At 65.0% G+C, this 18042-nt stretch carries 13 protein-coding genes; 6 read left to right on the forward strand and 7 right to left on the reverse strand.

What is annotated here, in order from left to right; genetic code table 11:
* Nucleotides 1-356 precede the first annotated feature (356 nt).
* The 4 genes from D7X55_RS03205 (at nucleotide 357) to D7X55_RS03225 (ending at nucleotide 6823) form a co-directional block, all read left to right on the forward strand.
* Entirely contained in the window at nucleotides 357-833 is a 477-nt protein-coding gene (locus tag D7X55_RS03205; RefSeq protein WP_121722192.1) for a very short patch repair endonuclease, read from the forward strand.
* A gap of 159 nt (nucleotides 834-992) precedes the next feature.
* Nucleotides 993-2183 (forward strand): DNA cytosine methyltransferase, encoded by a 1191-nt coding sequence (locus D7X55_RS03210; RefSeq protein WP_121722193.1) that lies wholly within the window; start codon nucleotides 993-995, stop codon nucleotides 2181-2183.
* A 545-nt stretch (nucleotides 2184-2728) separates the two neighbouring features.
* Entirely contained in the window at nucleotides 2729-5134 is a 2406-nt protein-coding gene (locus D7X55_RS42810; RefSeq protein WP_147470017.1) for an ATP-binding protein, read from the forward strand.
* Nucleotides 5135-6823, forward strand: coding sequence for a DEAD/DEAH box helicase family protein (locus tag D7X55_RS03225; protein ID WP_121722195.1), 1689 nt, complete (start codon nucleotides 5135-5137; stop codon nucleotides 6821-6823).
* A gap of 538 nt (nucleotides 6824-7361) precedes the next feature.
* On the opposite strand, the gene D7X55_RS03230 is transcribed toward D7X55_RS03225, so the two are convergent.
* The 4 genes from D7X55_RS03230 to D7X55_RS03245 all read right to left on the reverse strand — a co-directional run bounded on the left by D7X55_RS03230 (nucleotide 7362) and on the right by D7X55_RS03245 (nucleotide 12664).
* Nucleotides 7362-8693, reverse strand: coding sequence for an NAD(P)/FAD-dependent oxidoreductase (locus D7X55_RS03230; RefSeq protein ID WP_121722196.1), 1332 nt, complete (start codon nucleotides 8691-8693; stop codon nucleotides 7362-7364).
* A 154-nt stretch (nucleotides 8694-8847) separates the two neighbouring features.
* A complete protein-coding gene (locus D7X55_RS03235) occupies nucleotides 8848-10011 on the reverse strand; it encodes an NAD-dependent epimerase/dehydratase family protein (RefSeq protein WP_121722197.1) in 1164 nt (387 codons plus the stop codon).
* On the reverse strand, nucleotides 10008-11300 hold the full coding sequence (locus D7X55_RS03240) for an NTP/NDP exchange transporter (protein ID WP_120550159.1): 1293 nt from the start codon (nucleotides 11298-11300) through the stop codon (nucleotides 10008-10010). Before D7X55_RS03240 ends, D7X55_RS03235 begins: the two co-directional genes overlap by 4 nt.
* 68 nt (nucleotides 11301-11368) lie before the next feature.
* Entirely contained in the window at nucleotides 11369-12664 is a 1296-nt protein-coding gene (locus D7X55_RS03245; RefSeq protein WP_120550158.1) for a pyridoxal phosphate-dependent aminotransferase, read from the reverse strand.
* Between the two features lie 162 nt (nucleotides 12665-12826).
* Here D7X55_RS03245 and D7X55_RS03250 point away from each other — a divergent pair, with 162 nt between their 5' ends.
* A complete protein-coding gene (locus D7X55_RS03250; RefSeq protein WP_233609543.1) occupies nucleotides 12827-13480 on the forward strand; it encodes a hypothetical protein in 654 nt (217 codons plus the stop codon).
* A gap of 16 nt (nucleotides 13481-13496) precedes the next feature.
* Here the strand turns inward: D7X55_RS03250 and D7X55_RS03255 are convergent, their stop codons facing one another.
* The gene (locus D7X55_RS03255) at nucleotides 13497-13907 is read right to left on the reverse strand and encodes a hypothetical protein (protein ID WP_120550156.1); all 411 of its coding nucleotides are present in this window, start codon (nucleotides 13905-13907) and stop codon (nucleotides 13497-13499) included.
* 72 nt (nucleotides 13908-13979) lie between these two features.
* A complete protein-coding gene (locus D7X55_RS03260) occupies nucleotides 13980-14849 on the reverse strand; it encodes a helix-turn-helix domain-containing protein (protein WP_158626308.1) in 870 nt (289 codons plus the stop codon).
* 49 nt (nucleotides 14850-14898) lie between these two features.
* On the opposite strand from D7X55_RS03260, the gene D7X55_RS03265 reads away from it, so the two are divergent.
* Nucleotides 14899-16014, forward strand: coding sequence for a putative glycolipid-binding domain-containing protein (locus D7X55_RS03265; protein ID WP_121722209.1), 1116 nt, complete (start codon nucleotides 14899-14901; stop codon nucleotides 16012-16014).
* 69 nt (nucleotides 16015-16083) lie between these two features.
* Here D7X55_RS03265 and D7X55_RS03270 read toward each other — a convergent pair whose 3' ends face one another.
* Nucleotides 16084-18039, reverse strand: a complete 1956-nt coding sequence (locus D7X55_RS03270; protein WP_199746844.1) for a 4-alpha-glucanotransferase — start codon at nucleotides 18037-18039, stop codon at nucleotides 16084-16086.
* Nucleotides 18040-18042 lie beyond the last annotated feature (3 nt).

Genomic DNA, 18042 nt, shown 5'->3' on the forward strand with positions numbered 1-18042 from the left:
GGGTCGGGCTCCCCACCGTGCGCGTCCCTACCCTTCCCTATCGCGAGAGGCTGACATGGCCAGGGCCCCCCTGTCCCGCTCCGTCACGCCCGCCTCCCCACCAGGGGGCCGGGTGGCCGTATCTCTCCTGCATATCTCGGCCGAGTAGCTCTCTTGTTCCACGCTCAGGGAACCAAGCGAAAAGAGGAGCCGCATCGTGAGAACCGGCTCGTCATGACGGTGCCTCACGGGTTTCATTGTCGCACCAGGACACGCGACGTACGTTGGATGGAATCGGACCAGAGGTTCCGGGTGGTTCGGCTCGCCTGGGACGGCAGCGGCGAGACGGCGGCTCGGTCGACGTCTTGGGAGAAGGCATGGATACGCTGACCCCTCAGGAGCGCAGCGAGCGCATGTCTCGCGTGAAGGGACGGAACACAAAGCCCGAACTTGTCGTCCGCCGCATGGTGACCGCGCTCGGACACCGTTACCGCCTCCACTACGGCAAGGTGCCAGGGAAGCCCGACCTCGCGTTTCCCGGTCGACGCAAGGCCATCTTCGTGCACGGTTGCTTCTGGCACCGGCATCCAGATCCCACATGCCCCCTCGCACGCCTTCCCAAGTCCCGCCTTGATTTCTGGCTCCCCAAGCTAGAAGCGAACCGGGAACGCGATCTGGCGAAGCGCGCGCAGCTCGAGGCCCTGGGATGGTCGGTCCTGGAAATCTGGGAGTGTGAGCTCACCCGCGCTCCACTGCGGTTGACCGAACGGATCATGGACTTCCTGGGACCCGCCCCGCGCACCGCGAAGCACGTTCCCCCGGATCAAGCTGAAGCTCCCGCGGCTGGTGCGTGATCCCGGGCTGTAGCACCACGAGCTGGATCACGGCGTGAACACGGGTGCATCAACTGGTGCGCGGAGCGCACTAGTTAATGGCGTGACCTGGGATTTCGCGGTACCACGCCTCATGCATCGCGGGCTTCTTCGTCAGCCCGACCTTGTATGGACCCACGCATGGACTCGATTGAACTGTTCACGGGCGCGGGTGGCCTGGCATTGGGAACGCACCTGGCGGGCTTCCACCATCGTGGTCTGATGGAATGGAACGACGATGCGTGCGACACCCTCAGACGCAACGCGAAGCTGAACGCCCTGCCCGGCATCAGCGGTTGGCGGGTGCATCAGACCGACGTGCGGATGATGTCCTTCGACCTCTTCGGCGAAGTGGACCTCGTCGCGGGTGGCCCGCCGTGTCAGCCCTTCAGCCTTGGCGGTAAGCACCGCGCCCAGGACGACAGCCGCAACATGTTCCCCGAGTTCGTCCGTGCCGTGCGCGAATTGCAGCCTCGCGCGTTCATCCTGGAGAACGTGAAGGGCCTGCTGCGGCAGAGCTTCAGCAACTACTTCGAGTACATCAAGCTTCAGTTGGAGTACCCGACCATCACCAAGCGGCGCGATGAGGAGTGGACCGACCATCGCAACCGCCTGGAAGAGGTGCGGACGAAAGGTCGCAAGCCGGAGTTGAAGTACAACGTGGTCTCCGAATTGCTGAACGCGGCCGACTACGGGATTCCGCAGACCCGCGAACGCGTCTTCGTCGTGGGCTTCCGTGCCGACACCGAGTTGGAGTGGCATTTCCCCGAACCAACCCACAGCCTAGATGCTCTGAAGTGGGAGCAGTTCGTTACCCAGGAGTACTGGAAGCGTCATCGACTCCGCGCGCCACGTAACGAGCCAGTCGCGTTGAAGCTGAAGCTGAAAGACCTAGAAAAGGATGGTCCCCTAAAGACCAAGCCTTGGCGGACGATTCGTGATGCCATCGTTGGGCTCCCCGAGCCGATCGTGGGACGTGATGCCAAAGACTTCAGCAACCACCGCCTTAATCCTGGTGCCAAGGTCTATCCAGGGCACACAGGCAGCCCCATTGATCTTCCATCGAAGACATTGAAGGCCGGCGTTCATGGCGTGCCTGGCGGCGAAAATATAGTGGCGTACCCTGACGGTTTGGTCCGCTACCTCACGGTGAGAGAAGCCGCACGCGTCCAAACCTTCCCTGACACTTGGCTATTCGAAGGCTCCTGGTCAGAAGCGATGCGACAGTTGGGTAACGCAGTTCCCGTCGATCTGGCAGCGGTAATAGCTAGAAGTGTAGCAGCAAAGCTCGCTGCAAAATCTGAACACTTAAAGCTACGTTCAGCTCCTTGACCGCAAGGTTACTCCTACCCCAGCCCCCACCCTGAGCACTCGTCTCAGGTTAAAGCCAGGGTCATTCGCCAAAGAAAAGCATCGGCGCCCCATGGGCGAGCCCTGTCTCCCAACGAGCAGCGCTCGTCGCTAGCAAGCTTTGAAAAGCGCTGCGCCGTCTCATGCCGCAATCGCGTTGGAAGTACGAGACCTTGCGCTGGGTTCTGGGTCACGACTTCCGATGCGCAGTCTTGTACGCTGCGTAATGAGCACGTGACCCTACGGAAGACACTTCACCGGCGACAACCGCATTCATCGAGTCTTGGTGATGGTTTCGCGGCTGCTTCCACTTCAACACGGCCGGTCCCAGCCCTAGCAAGCCAACGCGATTACTATCGGGTCTGCTAGCAGCGCTCCACCACCGCCAAACAAGCGAATCGCGAAAAACATGAATATACCAACGACGTGCAGGACTCCTCCAACAGGGGTATTTTGCCATCGCCGCGAAAGTGGCAATCTACCATTCTCCCTTAAGTTTCCTACGTTCTAGTTCGTTGGAGGCAAAGATGACGACAGCTCCCGTCGAGCCGCGCCTAGCGAAGTTCAATCTCCAGCCGCACCCACGAATTCTTCCAATGCTCGGGGAAATCAATCTTCCTCAGTGGAGATGCATCGCGGAGCTAATTGATAATTCCATCGATGGATTTCTCCGAGCGCAGCGTGAAGGCGCCCCCATTGCTACGCCTGAAATTCACGTCAGCCTTCCAACAGCCAATGCAGCAGGCTCGAAAGTATCAATCCGGGATAACGGCCCCGGCATGTCAGCCACTACTCTTGAAAACGCCGTGAAGGCCGGCTGGACCAGCAACGACCCAATAAACAATCTCGGCCTATTTGGGATGGGATTCAACATCGCAACCGCCAAACTGGGGCGTGTCACCACAGTTTGGACATCGAGACGTACGGACGGCGAGTGGACAGGCCTCCGCATTGATTTCGACGCACTCTCTCGGAACGGGAATTACATCACTGACGCGCTGACGCGCCCAAAGGTCGACCCGCTAGAGCACGGCACCGAGGTGACAATTGAGTCACTAAAGGTCGACCAAAGACAATGGTTCGCAAAGGCAGCAAATCGTTCACAGCTCGTGAAACACCTGGCCGAAGCATATTCAGCAATGCTCCGGCCCGACGGAAAACCCCTTGAGTTTTCTCTTTCCGTCAATTCAGTCAAAGCACTGGGCCATCAACACTGCGTATGGGGCTCAAACGGCAGTCAACTACGGGAGGCAATCCTGCCGCCGCCGCTCGGCACCGTAGCTGCATTTCAGGCAATTAACGTCACCCTGCCATCGCGGCCTTTTTGCCAATCGTGCTGGCAATGGCTAGCCGCAGCGCTGACCGAGTGCCCCGCTTGTGGCACAACAGGTTCAGTCGTCGACCGGACACGACGGGTCCATGGATGGCTCGGTGTTCAACGCTACTTACACGAGACCGAGTTTGGCATCGACTTCCTCCGCAATGGCAGAAAAATCGAAGTACGCAGCAAAGAACTCTTTGACTGGAACGACATCGATGGATCCCCAGTGAAAGAATATCCTATCGATGACCATCGTCGTCTTGGTCGTCTGGTCGGAGAAATTCACATTGATCACTGCCGAGTAAGCTACATGAAGGATCGGTTTGAGCGAACCGATCCTGCCTGGGAGGAGATGACACTACTTGTTAGAGGACAAGGGCCTCTCCGCCCGGAAGTAGCCAGGGACAAAGGCTATGACCCGACGCTCAACACGTCTCCGCTCTTCAAGCTATATCAAGCATTTAGACGTTCCACCCCTTATAAGAAAGTCCCTGGCTGTTACAAAAAACTGCTCCTCGTCCCACCCGATCTCAATGGCCAAGCCATCAAAATGGGGGAGCAGTTCCGCAGCGGAGACCCTGCTTTCGCAACCGATATGAAGTGGTGGGAGCTTGTGGAAGAGGCAGACAATGCCCTACTCAAAGGCGCAACTCCGCCTGCCCTGCCTCCAGATACAACATCCCCCCCTCCAGATGGTTCCCCGGCAAACCCAACTCCACTTCCAGGCTTCGGCGGACCCGCTCCTTCACCAGGAAAAAACGAGCCTCCTCAAGCCCCTCCCAAGGCCCCGCCACCTGCTCCTCGGTTAGCGATTCATGCTCTTTCACAAGAGTACAGAGAGCCCTCCACTGGTCAAACATTCAAAGTTAGCGCATTCGAGGTAACTTCTGCGGATCCAGATCTCATCAACCCCAAACGGCCTTGGAGATTAAAAGCGGATCCGTCCGGCATATTCCTTTTCCTAGTGAACCCAGCTCACAACGTTTTCCAGTCAGCGACCATGACGCCGCTGGATGCATTGCTAACTCAGCTTGCCCAGGCCGTCATGGACCATCAACGCAGCATCAAAGCGGCCGCTGACTTTGATTTAATACTCGCGAATCTGCGTGAAGCCTATGGCTCACCCAATAGGCTTGATCCGGTCGCGCTGTCCCTGAACGCGGTCAATATCCTCGCCACTATCGGTGGCAAAGTATCCAAAGGCCTTGACGCATCGGAGGGTTCGGCTCTCTTCAATGAGCTTTCTGAATCGGACCGGAGCGAAATCATCGCCAAGATGGTTACGCGCCAAGTGAATTCCCCTAAGACCCTTATTGGCGAGGGACGATTCCTTGAGTTCGCCTCGCGGCAAACTCTAATCAAAATTTTCGGTCGATTCCCGGAACTATTTTTTGACGGCCGATGCTGGGACGCGTCGTTTAGTGAACTTGATTTGCCGACAACCGCAGCGACTGAACAAGCTAAAGGTGAGCGGGTACGTTATTACTCGGGCCTTCTCTTAGATGCACTTTGGCTTGCAGAGTGCGATCCTCTGTCGCTGGCGGAAGCGTCGCGGCCACGTTTGCTCCGAAGCGCGCTTGCACTAGAGCTGCTTGCTCCCGATGAGGATTAGATGCTGGACTTATCCAAGGGCTTCCTTGATGAACGCCGGCTGATCAATGGGCCGTGGCAAATGCTCGAACGAGACGTTGCCCGGCTCATGCTCGCGAACGGATTCGACGATGTTCGCATTGTAGCCGGGAGCGGCGATCAAGGTGGCGACGTCTTAGGCATTAAAGCTGAACAGCTATGGGTATTTCAATGCAAACACACCACTACTCAGGCTCCACCCAAGGCGGCACTTACTGAAGTCGCCAACGCTGCACGTCATTACGGCGCTCAAAGGATGGTAGTCGCGGCCTCGCGGCAACCAGGTGATGCATTCCGCGAGGAGCAAGAGCGCTACCGCCAGCTCGGCCTTAACATTGAGGTGGTGGGCCCACGAGAATTGCTGCAGCTTATGGCGGCGACGCCTGAATATGCGTTTCACCAACGGCACCTCAGGAAGTATCAGGAATCTGCGACTGACCTCCTAAGGACAGCCCTGGTTGACCGTGGCAGAGGCCAGCTCGTCATGGCGACTGGCCTGGGTAAGACCATCGTCATGGCGGAGGTGACCGCAGGGCTTCTGAGAGATGGATTGGTTGAGAATGACCGCGTACTTGTTCTCGCGCACACTCGAGATTTAGTTGAGCAACTTCACCGAAGCTTTTGGCTACAACTGCCTCGGTGGGTCCCAACCCATCACTTAAGTGATGGCGAAAAGCCAGCGTTTTGGGAGGGAATCACCTTCGCTACGGTACAGAGCGTAGTCCCACGCCTTGAGAACTTACCGAGGTTCGGCCTTGTAATTATCGACGAGGCGCATCACATAGGAGCTGAGATGTTCCAACGAACTCTCGCCTGTCTTGCCCCGCCAATGATTGGAGGAGCAACAGCAACGCCCTGGCGCGGGGACTCCTATGATCTCGACCAATTGCTCGGCGAGCCCGTTTTTCGCATGGGCATAGCGGAAGGACTCGCAAAGGGTTTTCTCGCGGAAGTAGACTATCGCCTACTCGCGGACAATATTGACTGGAATTTCGTTCAAACACAGTCAAAATATCGATATTCCCTCGCACAGCTCAACCGACGCTTAATCATTCCGACACGAGACGAAGAAGCTGCGCGTCAGATCCGTGCGGCATTTGATCTTGAACGCCGCCGAGCCGGAATCGTCTTCTGTCCAACGATTGAGCATGCTAATAATTTCGTGGCAGCCTTGAGGAAATACGAATTCAAAAGCGAGGTCATCTCCTCCGAAACTCCAGCAAGAGAACGAGATGTTCTCATGTCAAAGTTTCGCACTGGGAAAATCGAAATCCTCGCCACCGTGGACCTTTTCAACGAAGGAGTCGACGTTCCCGATGTAGACTTGGTGGTCTTCATGCGAGCGACTCACAGTCGGCGTATTTTTGTTCAACAGCTAGGCCGTGGACTCCGCATAAGCAAGACCAAGGACAAGGTCATCGTCCTAGACTTCGTGACGGATCTCCGACGTATAGCAGAAGTCTTAGAACTTGACCGCGCAACACGACGTGAGTCGATTGAGCGGCTTAGTCTGGGTGCTCAGTTAATCAATTTCAATGACTACTCAGCTGGCAGTTTCCTACGCGAGTGGGTCCTTGATCAAGCAAACCTACTGAGCCGCGAAGGGAATGCTACGCTTGAACTTCCTGAATTCGATTTTCCAAATCCACTTCCTCCAGGAGGAATCCAGTGACAATTCCTCTCGACGTTAAGACTGAAGTACGCAATCGCGTTTGGGCGCGAGCCGACGAGCTCGATTGGGCTGTACTCCCCATGCCACAACGGGCGGCACAATACGCACTATGGACCGACGATCCTGAAATTGGAGGGATCTTAAGCAGGTACATCGCAAAAGGGAAAGTTCGCGTCTACATTAAAGACACGCTACTCAAATCCTATATTCGGACGCATCATGGTGACGCCAAACGGCCGCTGCGAATCCTCCGAATAAATCCGGACACCCCTATCGTTGAAGAGTTCATCAAGCCTCATGGGCTGGTTCTCGACAATGGATTGACAGTTTGCTGGGCTCGGGCGGCTGACTGGCGTCATGTCTTGATGTCACTCCACGAGCGAACTTTCAACCGCCCCGGGCGAATTGCCCACGGGGCCGTGCTCCTTCAGTCAACCGGGAAATTCGCGGGCCCTGAATTCCGAGCAATGGTTCTCGACGCAGCTCAGAAACTAGGCATTAAGAACCTAGTCTGGGTCTAGTTATTGGTATTCTTGCCTCAGTGCACCGGAGCGGGCTGTGACGTCGGCAGCTCCGGGCGCGCGGGAGGAGGAGGCAGGGCGGGTGCCTGGCGGGGTGCCCTCAGGGCGGGCATGCGCTTGGAGACGTTGTTGGTGATGAGCCGCATGTTCCGGCCGCCCTGGGTGAAGAACGTGTAGCCCCAGTTGAGCATCACGAAGAGGCGGTTGCGGAAGCCGATGAGGTAGGCGATGTGCACTCCCGCCCAGACACACCACGCGGGCAGCCCCTTCATGCGCCACTTGTCGTAGAGCACGCCCACCGCGTAGCCGCGGCCAATCACCGCGAAGCTGCCCTTGTCATGATAGCGGAAGGGCCGCAGCGGCTTGTTCGCCAGGCGGTCACGGAGGGTCTTCGCCACGTGCCGCCCCATCTGCATCGCCGCCGGCGCGATGCCCGGCACGGGCTTGCCGTCCTGCGTCGCCGCCGCCACGTCGCCAATCACATACACGTCGTCCAGGCCCGGCGCCGTCAACTGAGGCGTCACCTGCACACGGCCCGCGCGGTCCAGCGGCACCTCCAGCGAGCGCACCAGCGGAGACGCCGCCACGCCCGCGCCCCACAGCACCGTGCGCGTGGCGATGTGCTCGTCCCCGAACGTGACGCCCGCTTCGTCGATGGCCGTCACCAGCGCGCCGGTGCGCACCTCGACGTGCAGCTTCTCCAGGTCGCGCCTCGCCGCCTCCGACAGCTCCTCCGGGTACGCGCTCAGCACGCGCGGCAGACCCTCCAGCAGGACCACCCGCGCCTGGCGCGTGTCGATGTTCCGGAAGTCCTTGGGCAGCGAGTGCCGCGTCATGTACGCGAGCGCCCCCGCCAGCTCCACGCCCGTGGGCCCCGCGCCGATGATGACGAAGGTCATCCACTCGCGCTGGCGCACCGGGTCCGGCTCGCGCTCCGCCGCCTCGAAGGCCGTGAGGATGCGCTCGCGGATGCGGACCGCGTCCTCCAGCGTCTTCAGGCCCGGCGCCACCTGCGCCCACTCCGGGTGCTTGAAGTACGAGTGCGTCGCGCCCGTGGCCACCACCAGCGAGTCGTAGGCAATCTCCCCGCCCTCCACGACGAGCACCTTGCGGCGCGCGTCCACCGACTTCGCCTCCGCCAGCAGCACCTCCGTGTTGCGCGAGTGCAGCACGCTGCGGATGGGCGCGGAGATGTCCGCGGTGTTCAGCACCGACGTCGCCACCTGGTAGAGCAGCGGCTGGAAGAGGTGGTGGTTGTAGCGGTCCACCACCGTCACCCGCACGTTGTCCGCCTTGCCCAGCGCCTTCGCGGCCTCGAGCCCGCCGAAGCCCGCCCCCACGATGACCACGTGATGCCTGCTGTCCTGATCGCGTTCCATGGCGGGAAGGTGCGGACGCATGACGCGCCCGGCCAGCGCTTGCCTTCCCCCGCCTGCCCGAGGGCCCCCCCGGACGCCCGGCTACCCCACGGGCAGGCCCGCGGGGTCCAGGACACGGGCGCCTCTAGCCCGCCTTCGCGGTGCCCTTCGCCTGGTGCCAGGCCGCGAGCACCTCCTTCTCCCTCTCAGGAGACAGGCCCGAGCGCAGCTGGGCCTGACGGTCCGCCGGCAGCCCGTGGAACCAGGTCAGCGTGTCGCGCACGGTGTCCGCGAGCGGCCGGGTGACGAGCCCCGCCTGCGTGGCGCGCGCGATGCTCACCGCGCCAATGCCGCTCTCCGGCCCGGTGCGCGGCACCCACGCGGGCATGTCCGCGAAGGCCGTCACCTTCTGCGCATCCAGGAAGGCCGTGTCCACCCAGGTGAAGCGCGCGTCGCTCCCGGTGGCCTTCTGGATGTCCTCCAGCATGCCCTTCATGTTCATGGGCTTCAGCGGGCCGGTGACGTTGAAGATGCCCGCGGTGCGGTGCTCCACGTTGCGGATGATGAACGCGGCCAGGTCGCGCGCGTCGATGATCTGCACCGGGTCCTCGCCGTCGCCGGGGGCCAGCACCTCGCCGCCCTTCGCCACGCGCAGCGGCCAGTAGGTGAAGCGGTCGGAGCCGTCATCCGGGCCCACGATGAGGCCGGGGCGGACGTTGAGCGTGCGGCCGGGCAGCGCGGCCTCGGCGGCCTTCTCACAGAGCGCCTTGAGCGGGCCGTAGCTCGTCTCGCCCACCTCCTCCGTCGTCTCGTCCGGAATCGTGCCCACGGCGTCGGACTCGTTGAGGTCCTTCTTCGTCATGTCCTTGTAGACGGACACGCTGGAGACGAAGACGTACTGGCCCACGTTGGGCGCGAGCAGCTCCGCGGACGCCTTCACGATGCGCGGCACGTAGCCGGACGTGTCGATGACCGCGTCCCACTTGCGGCCCTGCAGCGCCTTCAGGCCCTCGCCCTTGTTGGGGTCGCGGTCGCCCTGCAGCTTCTCCACGTCCGGGAAGAGGCCGGGGTTGGACTTGCCGCGGTTGAAGAGCGTGAGCGTGTGGCCGCGCGCCTGCGCCACCTGCACCAGCGCGGGGCCCAGGAACCGGGTGCCGCCCAGGATGAGGATGTTCAGCGGCTTGCCCGGGGCCTCCCCCTTGTCATCACCGGTGGCGGGGCCCGCCTTGGGAGACGATGCACAGCCCAGCACCTGGACCGCGCTCAACGCGGCCGCCGCTTGAATCACGCCTCTTCGGGTCAGCTTCATGCCGTGGTTCCTCCAGGAAGGGTCGTCTGCGTCTGCGGAATGCTTTCAGCGGCGCGCGTGCGCTGCTGGCGCGCCAGGTACAGGGCCACCGCCAGCCACAGCGCGGCCACGGGCACGGCCGCCAAGGACAGGCCCGTCATGCCCAGGCCCAATGCCGTCAAGCCGCCCTGCAGCCACGCGCTCAGCGTGTCGCTGCCGCGGTACACCACCGTGTCGATGAAGCTCTTGGACTTGTAGCGGGCCTCGCGGTCCACCGTGGTGAACAGGATTTCGCGCGACGGGCGCTCCAGCGCGTAGTGGCTCGCGCCCCGCAGCGACTTGACGGCGATGAGCACCGCCAGCACCGGCGCGAACGCCAGCACGCCAAAGCCCACCAGCGTGAGCACCGGCGCCACCGCCATGGCCACGCCCAATCCCAGACGGGAGATGACCCGCCCGGTGACGAGCGTCTGGATGGCCAGCGTCAGCACCTGCACCCAGAAGTCGATGTCCGCGAACGCCGCCGTGCGCGCCGCCGCGTCCTTCGCCAGCGACGCGACCAGCTGCACCTCCTGGTAGTACAGGAACGTGGAGGTCGCCGCGTACAGCAGCACTTGCAGCCCCAGCGCGAGCAGGAACGGCGACGTCACCAGGAGCCGCAGGCCCGCGAGCATCCCGCCGCCCACCGGCCCCTCGCGCGTCGCGGGCTGGTGCTGCACGTCCCTGGCCCAGTGGCCCAGGCGGCCCACGCACTGCGCGCTCACCTCCAGCATCACCGCGGACACGAGGATGAGGTTCACCGGCCCCACCGGCTCGGCGAGTCTGCCCACCAGGAACGGGCCGACAATCATGCCCGTGGTGCCGCCCGCGGCGATGAAGCCGAAGAGCCGCTTGCCCTGGTCGCTGGCGAACACGTCCGCCATGAAGCTCCAGAAGATGGAGACGACGAACAGGTTGTAGACGCTCAGCCAGACGTAGAAGGCGCGCGCCACGGTCTCCTTCGCCACGCCCCACTTGAGCAGCGCGAAGAAGGCCAGCAGGTTCAAGAGGAAGAAGCGGTAGACGCGCGGCACCACCACGCGCCGGGGGTAGCGCGCCACCAGCGCGGAGAAGGCCGGCACCGCCAACAGCATCACCACGAAGGTGACGGTGAAGAGCCAGGGCAGGTGCTTCACGTCGCCCGCGGTGCCCATCTCGTTGCGGATGGGCCGCAGGATGGCGTAGCCGCACATCAGCGTGAAGAAGTAGACGAACGCCCCGAGGACCGCCCCCACCTCCTCGTCCCGGACGTCCACGAAGCGCTTGAGCATGATGGCGGCGCCCTCAACGCCACGGCTGGCAGGCTATTCCCTGCCTGCCAGCCTGTGGAGGAAAGTGGCTACCGGGCCGCGAGGATTTCCCGCACGGTGGCCTCCACGCGGGGCAGCGCCTCTTCGATTTCGGCCACGGAGGTGGCGCCCACGGAGAGGCGGAACCAGCCGGTGTCCTCGGCCAGGCCGAACGCCTGGAAGGGCACCACGGCGAAGCGGGCCTTCTCCAGCAGGCGCTTGCGGATGGCGTCGTTGGTGGCGAGCCCGTCCTTGCCCACCACGTCGAAGCGCACCGTGAGGTAGATGGCGCCCTGCGGCGCGATGGCCTCCACCGGCAGGCCCGCGTCCTTCATGCGCTGGAAGCCCTTGTAGAGGGCCTCCAGGCGCACGTCGACGCGCTGGCGCATCGTCGTCAGGAAGGACTCGGTGGCCTGGGTGTCGTCCAGGTAGCGCGCGGTGGCCAGCTGTTCAGCCTTGGGGGCCCAGGCGCCCACGTGGCCCAGCACGTCGCGCATGCGGGAGATAATGGTGGGCGCGCCCACGCCCCAGCCCACGCGCACGCCGGTGGCGGCGAAGGCCTTGCTGATGCCGTCCACGAACACGGTGTACGGCGCCATCTCCGGCACCAGCGCCACGGGCGTGACGTGCTTCTTGCCGAAGCTCAGCACCCAGTAGATGTGGTCGTACATCAGGATGAGGGGCTTCTGGCCGCGGCCCTCGCGCGCGCGGTTCTCCTCCACGATGCGCTGGCAGATGGCGCGCAGGGCCTCCGGGTCGATCATCGTGCCGGTGGGGTTGAGCGGGCTGCACAGGCACAACAGGCGCGCGGTGGACAGGTGCGGCTCCAGCTGCGCCAGCGTGGGCATGAAGCCCGCTGCCGCGTCCGTCGTGACGACCACGCTCTTCGCGCCCAGCATGTGGGCGTAGTGGTTGTTGTTCCACGACGGGACCGGGTAGATGACGACGTCCCCCGGGTCGAGCACCGCGCGGAAGATGGCGTAGATGACCGGCCGCGCGCCGCCCGCGATGGTGATGCCCTCCAGCGGGTACTTCAGCCCCAGGGAGCGCTCGTAGAAGCGCTGCACGGCCTGGCGCAGGTCCAGCACGCCGTCGGACGGCGGGTAGTTCGTCTCACCGGCCTGGAGCGCGGCGCCAATCTGGTCGCGCAGGCCGTCCGGGATGGGGAACTCCTTCGGGCTGAAGTCCCCCACGGTGAGGTTGCACACCTTGTTGCCCTTGGCCACGAGCTCGCGGATCTCCGCCGCGATGCGGAGGATTTCGCTGCCCACGAGCCCACGCGCCATGGTGCTCACGGTGGTGTCGTCGCGAGAGGGACGCGGGAGGGAGGTCAGGTCGATGGCCATGGTGCGGATCTCTCCAGTGCACGAAGGGGGGCCAGGGGACTGTGGCCGGGCGGACGCTATACGCAACGGCGCGGGTAAGGCGCATCTTCCATGGTCCCGGACCGCTGGGTGTGCAAGGACACGGGGAGTCCCCGGGTGACGGGGTTTGATGGGAGGAACCGGATGCGCCTGCGACAAGGGATGTACGCGCTGGGAATGGCGTTGGGACTGCTGGGCCAGGGCTGCCAGAAGCAGGAGCCCCAGACCGTCCCCATGGACGTGCCGGCCGTGGCCCCGCCGCCCAGCACCGTGCCGCGCGAGGGCCCGGCGGCCACCGCCCCCGTGGTCCATCAGGTGCTGGACGTGAAGCCGGATGCGGGTGGGAACCCCGGGGTCGTGGACGCGGCGTGGAACACCGCGACGGTCCAGAAGCCTCGCAACGAGCCCCCGTCCATCACGCTGCGCTCGGTGCGCACCGGGACGCACGCGGACTACGACCGGACGGTGTTCGAGTTCGAGGGGCCGCGCCTGCCGGGCTACCAGCTGGGATACGTGAAGGCGCCGGTGCAGCAGTGCGGCTCCGGTGACGACGTGAAGATGCCGGGCGAGGCCGTGCTGGAGGTGCGCTTCACGCTGGCTCGGGCCCATGACGACCAGGGGCAGGCCACGGTGGCGCAGCGCTCGCTCAAGCCCGCGCTGCCGTCCGTGCTGGCGCTGGAGCGCGTGTGCGACTTCGAGGGCGAGGTGACGTGGGTGCTGGGCACCGCCCGCCGTGCCCCGTTCCGCGTGCTGGAGCTGTCCAACCCCACGCGCCTCGTGCTGGACGTCCAGCACTGAGGCGCGAGGGAAGCGGCTACGACTTCTTCGGCGGCTGGAGGCGCTTCTTCGCGATGAGCTCGCGCGCCTCCTTCTCCGAGTCCGCGAAGTCCACGTCCACCGTCCACTTGCCGGTGAAGTAGAGCGCGAGCATCAGCGCCTTGGCGCCCGCGCGCTGGAGCGGGCCGGTGCCCAGGTAGACGTGGCCGCGGAACCACTCGGCCTTCGCCTGCGCCACCAGCAGCTCGCGCGATTCCTTCTCGATGCTGGAGGTGGACACGTCGGAGATGACGAAGATGGGTCCGTTCTTCGCCGCCTCCTGGCAGATCTCCAGCACCTTCTTCGAATCCTCCAGCTTCGAGGGCCCGTTGAACTTCAGCACCAACAGGTCCGGCTCCTCGAAGTACGCGCGATGCGCCCCGAACTCCCACTCACGATGTTTCGCCACGCGGTCGTGCCTCGTCCTGATCAAGAATTGCGCAGACCCGATAGCACCGCGAACGGGGATTTCCAAGGAGACTCAGGAGACCCGCTCTGTCCTCACTGACCCGGGTCGAGCACGCGCGCGCCAGGCGGAAGGGGTGACGCCGAAGCGGGTGCGGAAGCGGCGCACGAACTCGGACAGGTCTCCGAAGCCGCATGCGAAGGCGACGTCCGCGATGCGCTGCGTCCCGTCCGTCCGCAGGTGCTCGGCGGCGAGTGTCAGGCGGCGGCCCAGGATGTAGCTGTAGGGACTCTCTCCCACCACCTTGCGGAAGGTGCGCAGCAGGTGGTGGCGGCCCATGCCCAGCTCGCTGGCGAGCGCGCCCAGGGACAGGGGCTCCACGAGCCGGGCCTCCAGCCAGCGCACGGCGTCCGCCATGCGGCGCTCTTCCGTGGCGGTGACGGGGCGGGCGCTGCCTTCATGGATGCCGCTCAGCGCGGCACCCGCCATCCGCAGCGCCAGCTCCTCCGCGCCGCGCGAGCCTGGCTGCTCCGCCAGCGCCTGCACGTCCGCGATGAGCGGTGCGAGCCGCTGGAGGGGAGGCAACCGATGCGTGGGGAAGTCCGTCCGAGTCACCCCGGACAGGTCCCGGGCCACCTCTTCCATGAGCGCGGGCTCGAACGAGAAGGCGACGCAGCGGTCGCCCACGCCGTGCTCATGGCCACAGCAGAAGGACGCCTGCCGTTCCCCGAGCAGCACCGAGCCGGGCGTCAGCAGCACGCGTCCGTTCCGGGAGCGATAGGTGAAGCTGCCGGAGAGCACGGCGGAGACGGACACCGCGGCGTGCTGTTCCTCGAAAATGGGGTCCTTCGGGCCGGAGCGGCAGAGGATCTCCCGCACGCGCCACCCGTCCCCGGAAGCGAGCAGGCGCGCCGAGGTCAGGTCCACTTTCCCCAAGCCGGCCACGGTGCACACCTTCCATCCTGCCCGCATGTCCAAACGGGGTGACGGCATCATGGCGACGGAGGCAACGACAGTCACGCGGGAGCTCATCTGGCGGCGCGTGATGGATGAACTGAGCTTCGAGCATGCACGCATGCGGCGCGGCCCGGAGGGCGTGGAGCTCTCCGGACTGATTCTCGTCGTGGAGGAGGGAGCACCGCTGCGGGCGGAGTACGCCATCGTCTGCGATGGTGCATGGCGCACGCGCCGGGTGCGCGTGACGCAGGCGTGGCGCGGCGAGCACCGGACGCTCACGCTGGAGCATGACGGGGAAGGCCTCTGGCGGAAGAACGGGCAGGTCGCGGAGGAACTGAAGGGCTGCACGGACGTGGACCTGGGCCTGACTCCCGCCACCAACGCGCTGCCCATCCAGCGGCTGCGGATCCAAGAAGGCAGCAGCGTGGAGCTCCGCGCGGCCTGGGTGAAGTTTCCCGCGCTGGAGGTCGTGCCCGCGAGACAGGGCTACACGCGCGTGGGCCCCGCGCGCTACCGCTACGAGAGCCTGGAGAGCGGCTTCAACGCGATGCTGGACGTGGACGCGGACGGGCTGCCCATCGACTACGCCGGCATCTGGCGCAGGGTCGCGGACGGCCCCGCCGCACCGGGGTCCGTGACCCAGGCGTTCGTGGAGGCCCTGGTGAGCCCGGGCCCGTCGAGCGAACTGGGCGACGCGGCGGCCACCTTCGGGTGGTTGGTGGGCGGCTGGGCCGGGACCATCCAGGACCATGACGCGGACGGAAGCGTCCGTGAGAGTCAGGGCGAGTGGTGGTTCCACTGGGTGCTGGACGGACGGGCCCTGCAGGACGTGTTCATCGTGCCTTCGAGGCACGCGCCTCCGCAGTCAGGTCCCGGTGCGAACCAGCGCTACGGCACCACGGTGCGCACGTTCGACCGGGCCGCGGACAAGTGGCAGATCACCTGGGTCAGTCCCACGGGCGGCGCCATCAACCGGCTCGCGGGAGGACGCGACGGGGACCGGCTCGTCCTGCTGGGCGAGCACCACGGGAAGCCCATCCGCTGGAGCTTCTCCGACGTCAGACCGGACCGCTTCACCTGGCGCGGCGAGGTGCAGGAAGCCGACGGTCACTGGAAGCTCCAGTCGCGCTTCGACATGCGGCGCATCGCCTGAGCCTCCAGCCACGAGCGTTCAAAACCTGTCCGACTGTCGGACAGGTTTTTCGGCACGCTGCACCGGAGGTCATTCACTTCGCAGCCGGGCAGCGGCGGCGTCCAGCCGGGTCAGCAGGTCCGCGTGGCGGGTTCGTGACTCGGATCCGCCCGCGCGCAGCGCCATGGCCAAGACTTGCGGCAGGTTGAGCGCGGCCCCCGAGCGCAGCCGCTGCTGGTAGTGCGCGGCCCAGTCCGTGGGGATGCGCAGCGACCAGTTGCGCGCGTCCACGGAGCCCGGCGCGTTGTACGTGTCCGGCATGCCCAGCAGGTCCGCGAAGAACACCATCACGCTGCGCGCCCGGCTGGCGAACAGGTCCGCGAACTTCGCCTGCGCGAGCAGCCCCGGGTCCTCCGCCAGCTCCCGTGCGAACGCCTCGCGTCCCTCCACTTCGGGATGCAGGCGCTCGGCGAGGTAATCCGCCTGGGCGCGCAGGCCGTGCTTCCACTGCCACTCGGACACGAGCCGCCAGAGCGACTTCGTGTCGTGGTTGCCCACCATCACCCAGTCCTCGGGGGCCACGTTCTCGCTGCGGTACACGTCCGCCGGGTTCTTCAGGTCCGCCTTCTGCGTGACGCGGAAGCGGCCCAGGCCATCGCGCGCCATCACCCGTGACAGCTCGTACGGCAGCGTGCTCAGCACCTCGCACAGCACGTCCTCGCGGGCCCGGCCGTGCGCGCGCGCCGTGCGCACCACGGAGTCGAAGAGGATGGCGTACCGGGCCACCTGCGCCTCCGTGAGTCCCCTCACCCAGCCATCCGCGTGGCGCGGCACGGACCGGTCCAACTGCTCCGGCGCAACGATGGAGTACCGCGCCAGCTCCGGGTGGTCCGGCAGGTCCGGCGAGGAGAACAGCCGCGCCCCACCCTGCACCGCCCGCAGCGGATCCACCGAGCCCGCGCGGTACACCCACGGGCACACCAGCCCGTGCGGATGGTCGATGCGCAGCCCGTCGTACTCGGACAGCATCTTGCCCAGCCGCGCGTCCAGGTAGCGCAGCACGGGCCCGGGACCGGAGCCGTCCGGCGCGACGTACTGCTCGGGGTCCAGCACCGGGTAGTTCCACGGCTGGCCCTCCGGGTTGGTGCGGCTGGGAGGCGCGCCCATGAGGTACGCCCCCAGGAACAGCCCCTGCCGCGCCCACGTGTCCTGGGGCGAGAAGCCAATCTGGAGGTCCCCGTACAACTTGAGGCCCCAGGCCCCCGCGCGCTCGCGAAGCAGCCCGTGCTGCTCGTGCACGAGGAACTGGCGGAAGGCGTACTGCTCCACCGCGTCGGCTTCGGAGAGGAGCAGCTCGCGGATGCGCGCCTCCGCCTGCATGACCTCACCGGCACGCGGCGCGAACAGGCGCCCGTCCAACGAATCCGCCCAACCTCGCCAGTCATCCGGCGTGTGATGCCGGGCGGCGAGCACATCGAAGAGCGCATCCCGCTCCAGCCACTCGCGGTGCTCCAGGCGGAAGTCCGCGAAGCGGCGGATGAGCGCGAGGATGGACGCGGGAGCATCCACGCGGTCCCGCTCACGCCGGAAGGTGTCCCACGCCTCCTGGAGCGCAAGCGTCTGGCCCCGGCACGCGGCGGAGTAGCGGGCCTCCGGTCCCTTGTCCCCGGGCATTTCGGAGACGAGCCGCGCCAGGGTGTCCGTGGACAGCAGCGCGCCCCACGGCCCGTGCGGATCCGTGAGCGGCGCGAGCGCCACGTTCAGCGTGTTGCGAGAGAACAGCGTGCCGTCATACGGCGACGGGTTGTGCGCGGTGGTCTGCCCCTGCGGCCCCAACTGGATGCCGGTGAAGCCCAGGTCCCGAGCGAAGGCGAGGAAGCGAGCGGCCCCCTCGGAGTACGGCGAGCCCCGCCCCAGGTCCTCTCCGGGGAGCCCGGGGAAGCTGGGGTCATGGATGCTCAGGACCCAGCGGGTGACCCCCAGCGCCTCCAGGGCTTCGGTGATGAGCGAGCGGTGCGAATCGGGCAGCGGTGACAGGAGCTCCACACT

The sequence above is a fragment of the Corallococcus sp. AB049A genome (genome assembly GCF_003668885.1).
In the GTDB taxonomy this organism is placed as follows: domain Bacteria; phylum Myxococcota; class Myxococcia; order Myxococcales; family Myxococcaceae; genus Corallococcus; species Corallococcus interemptor.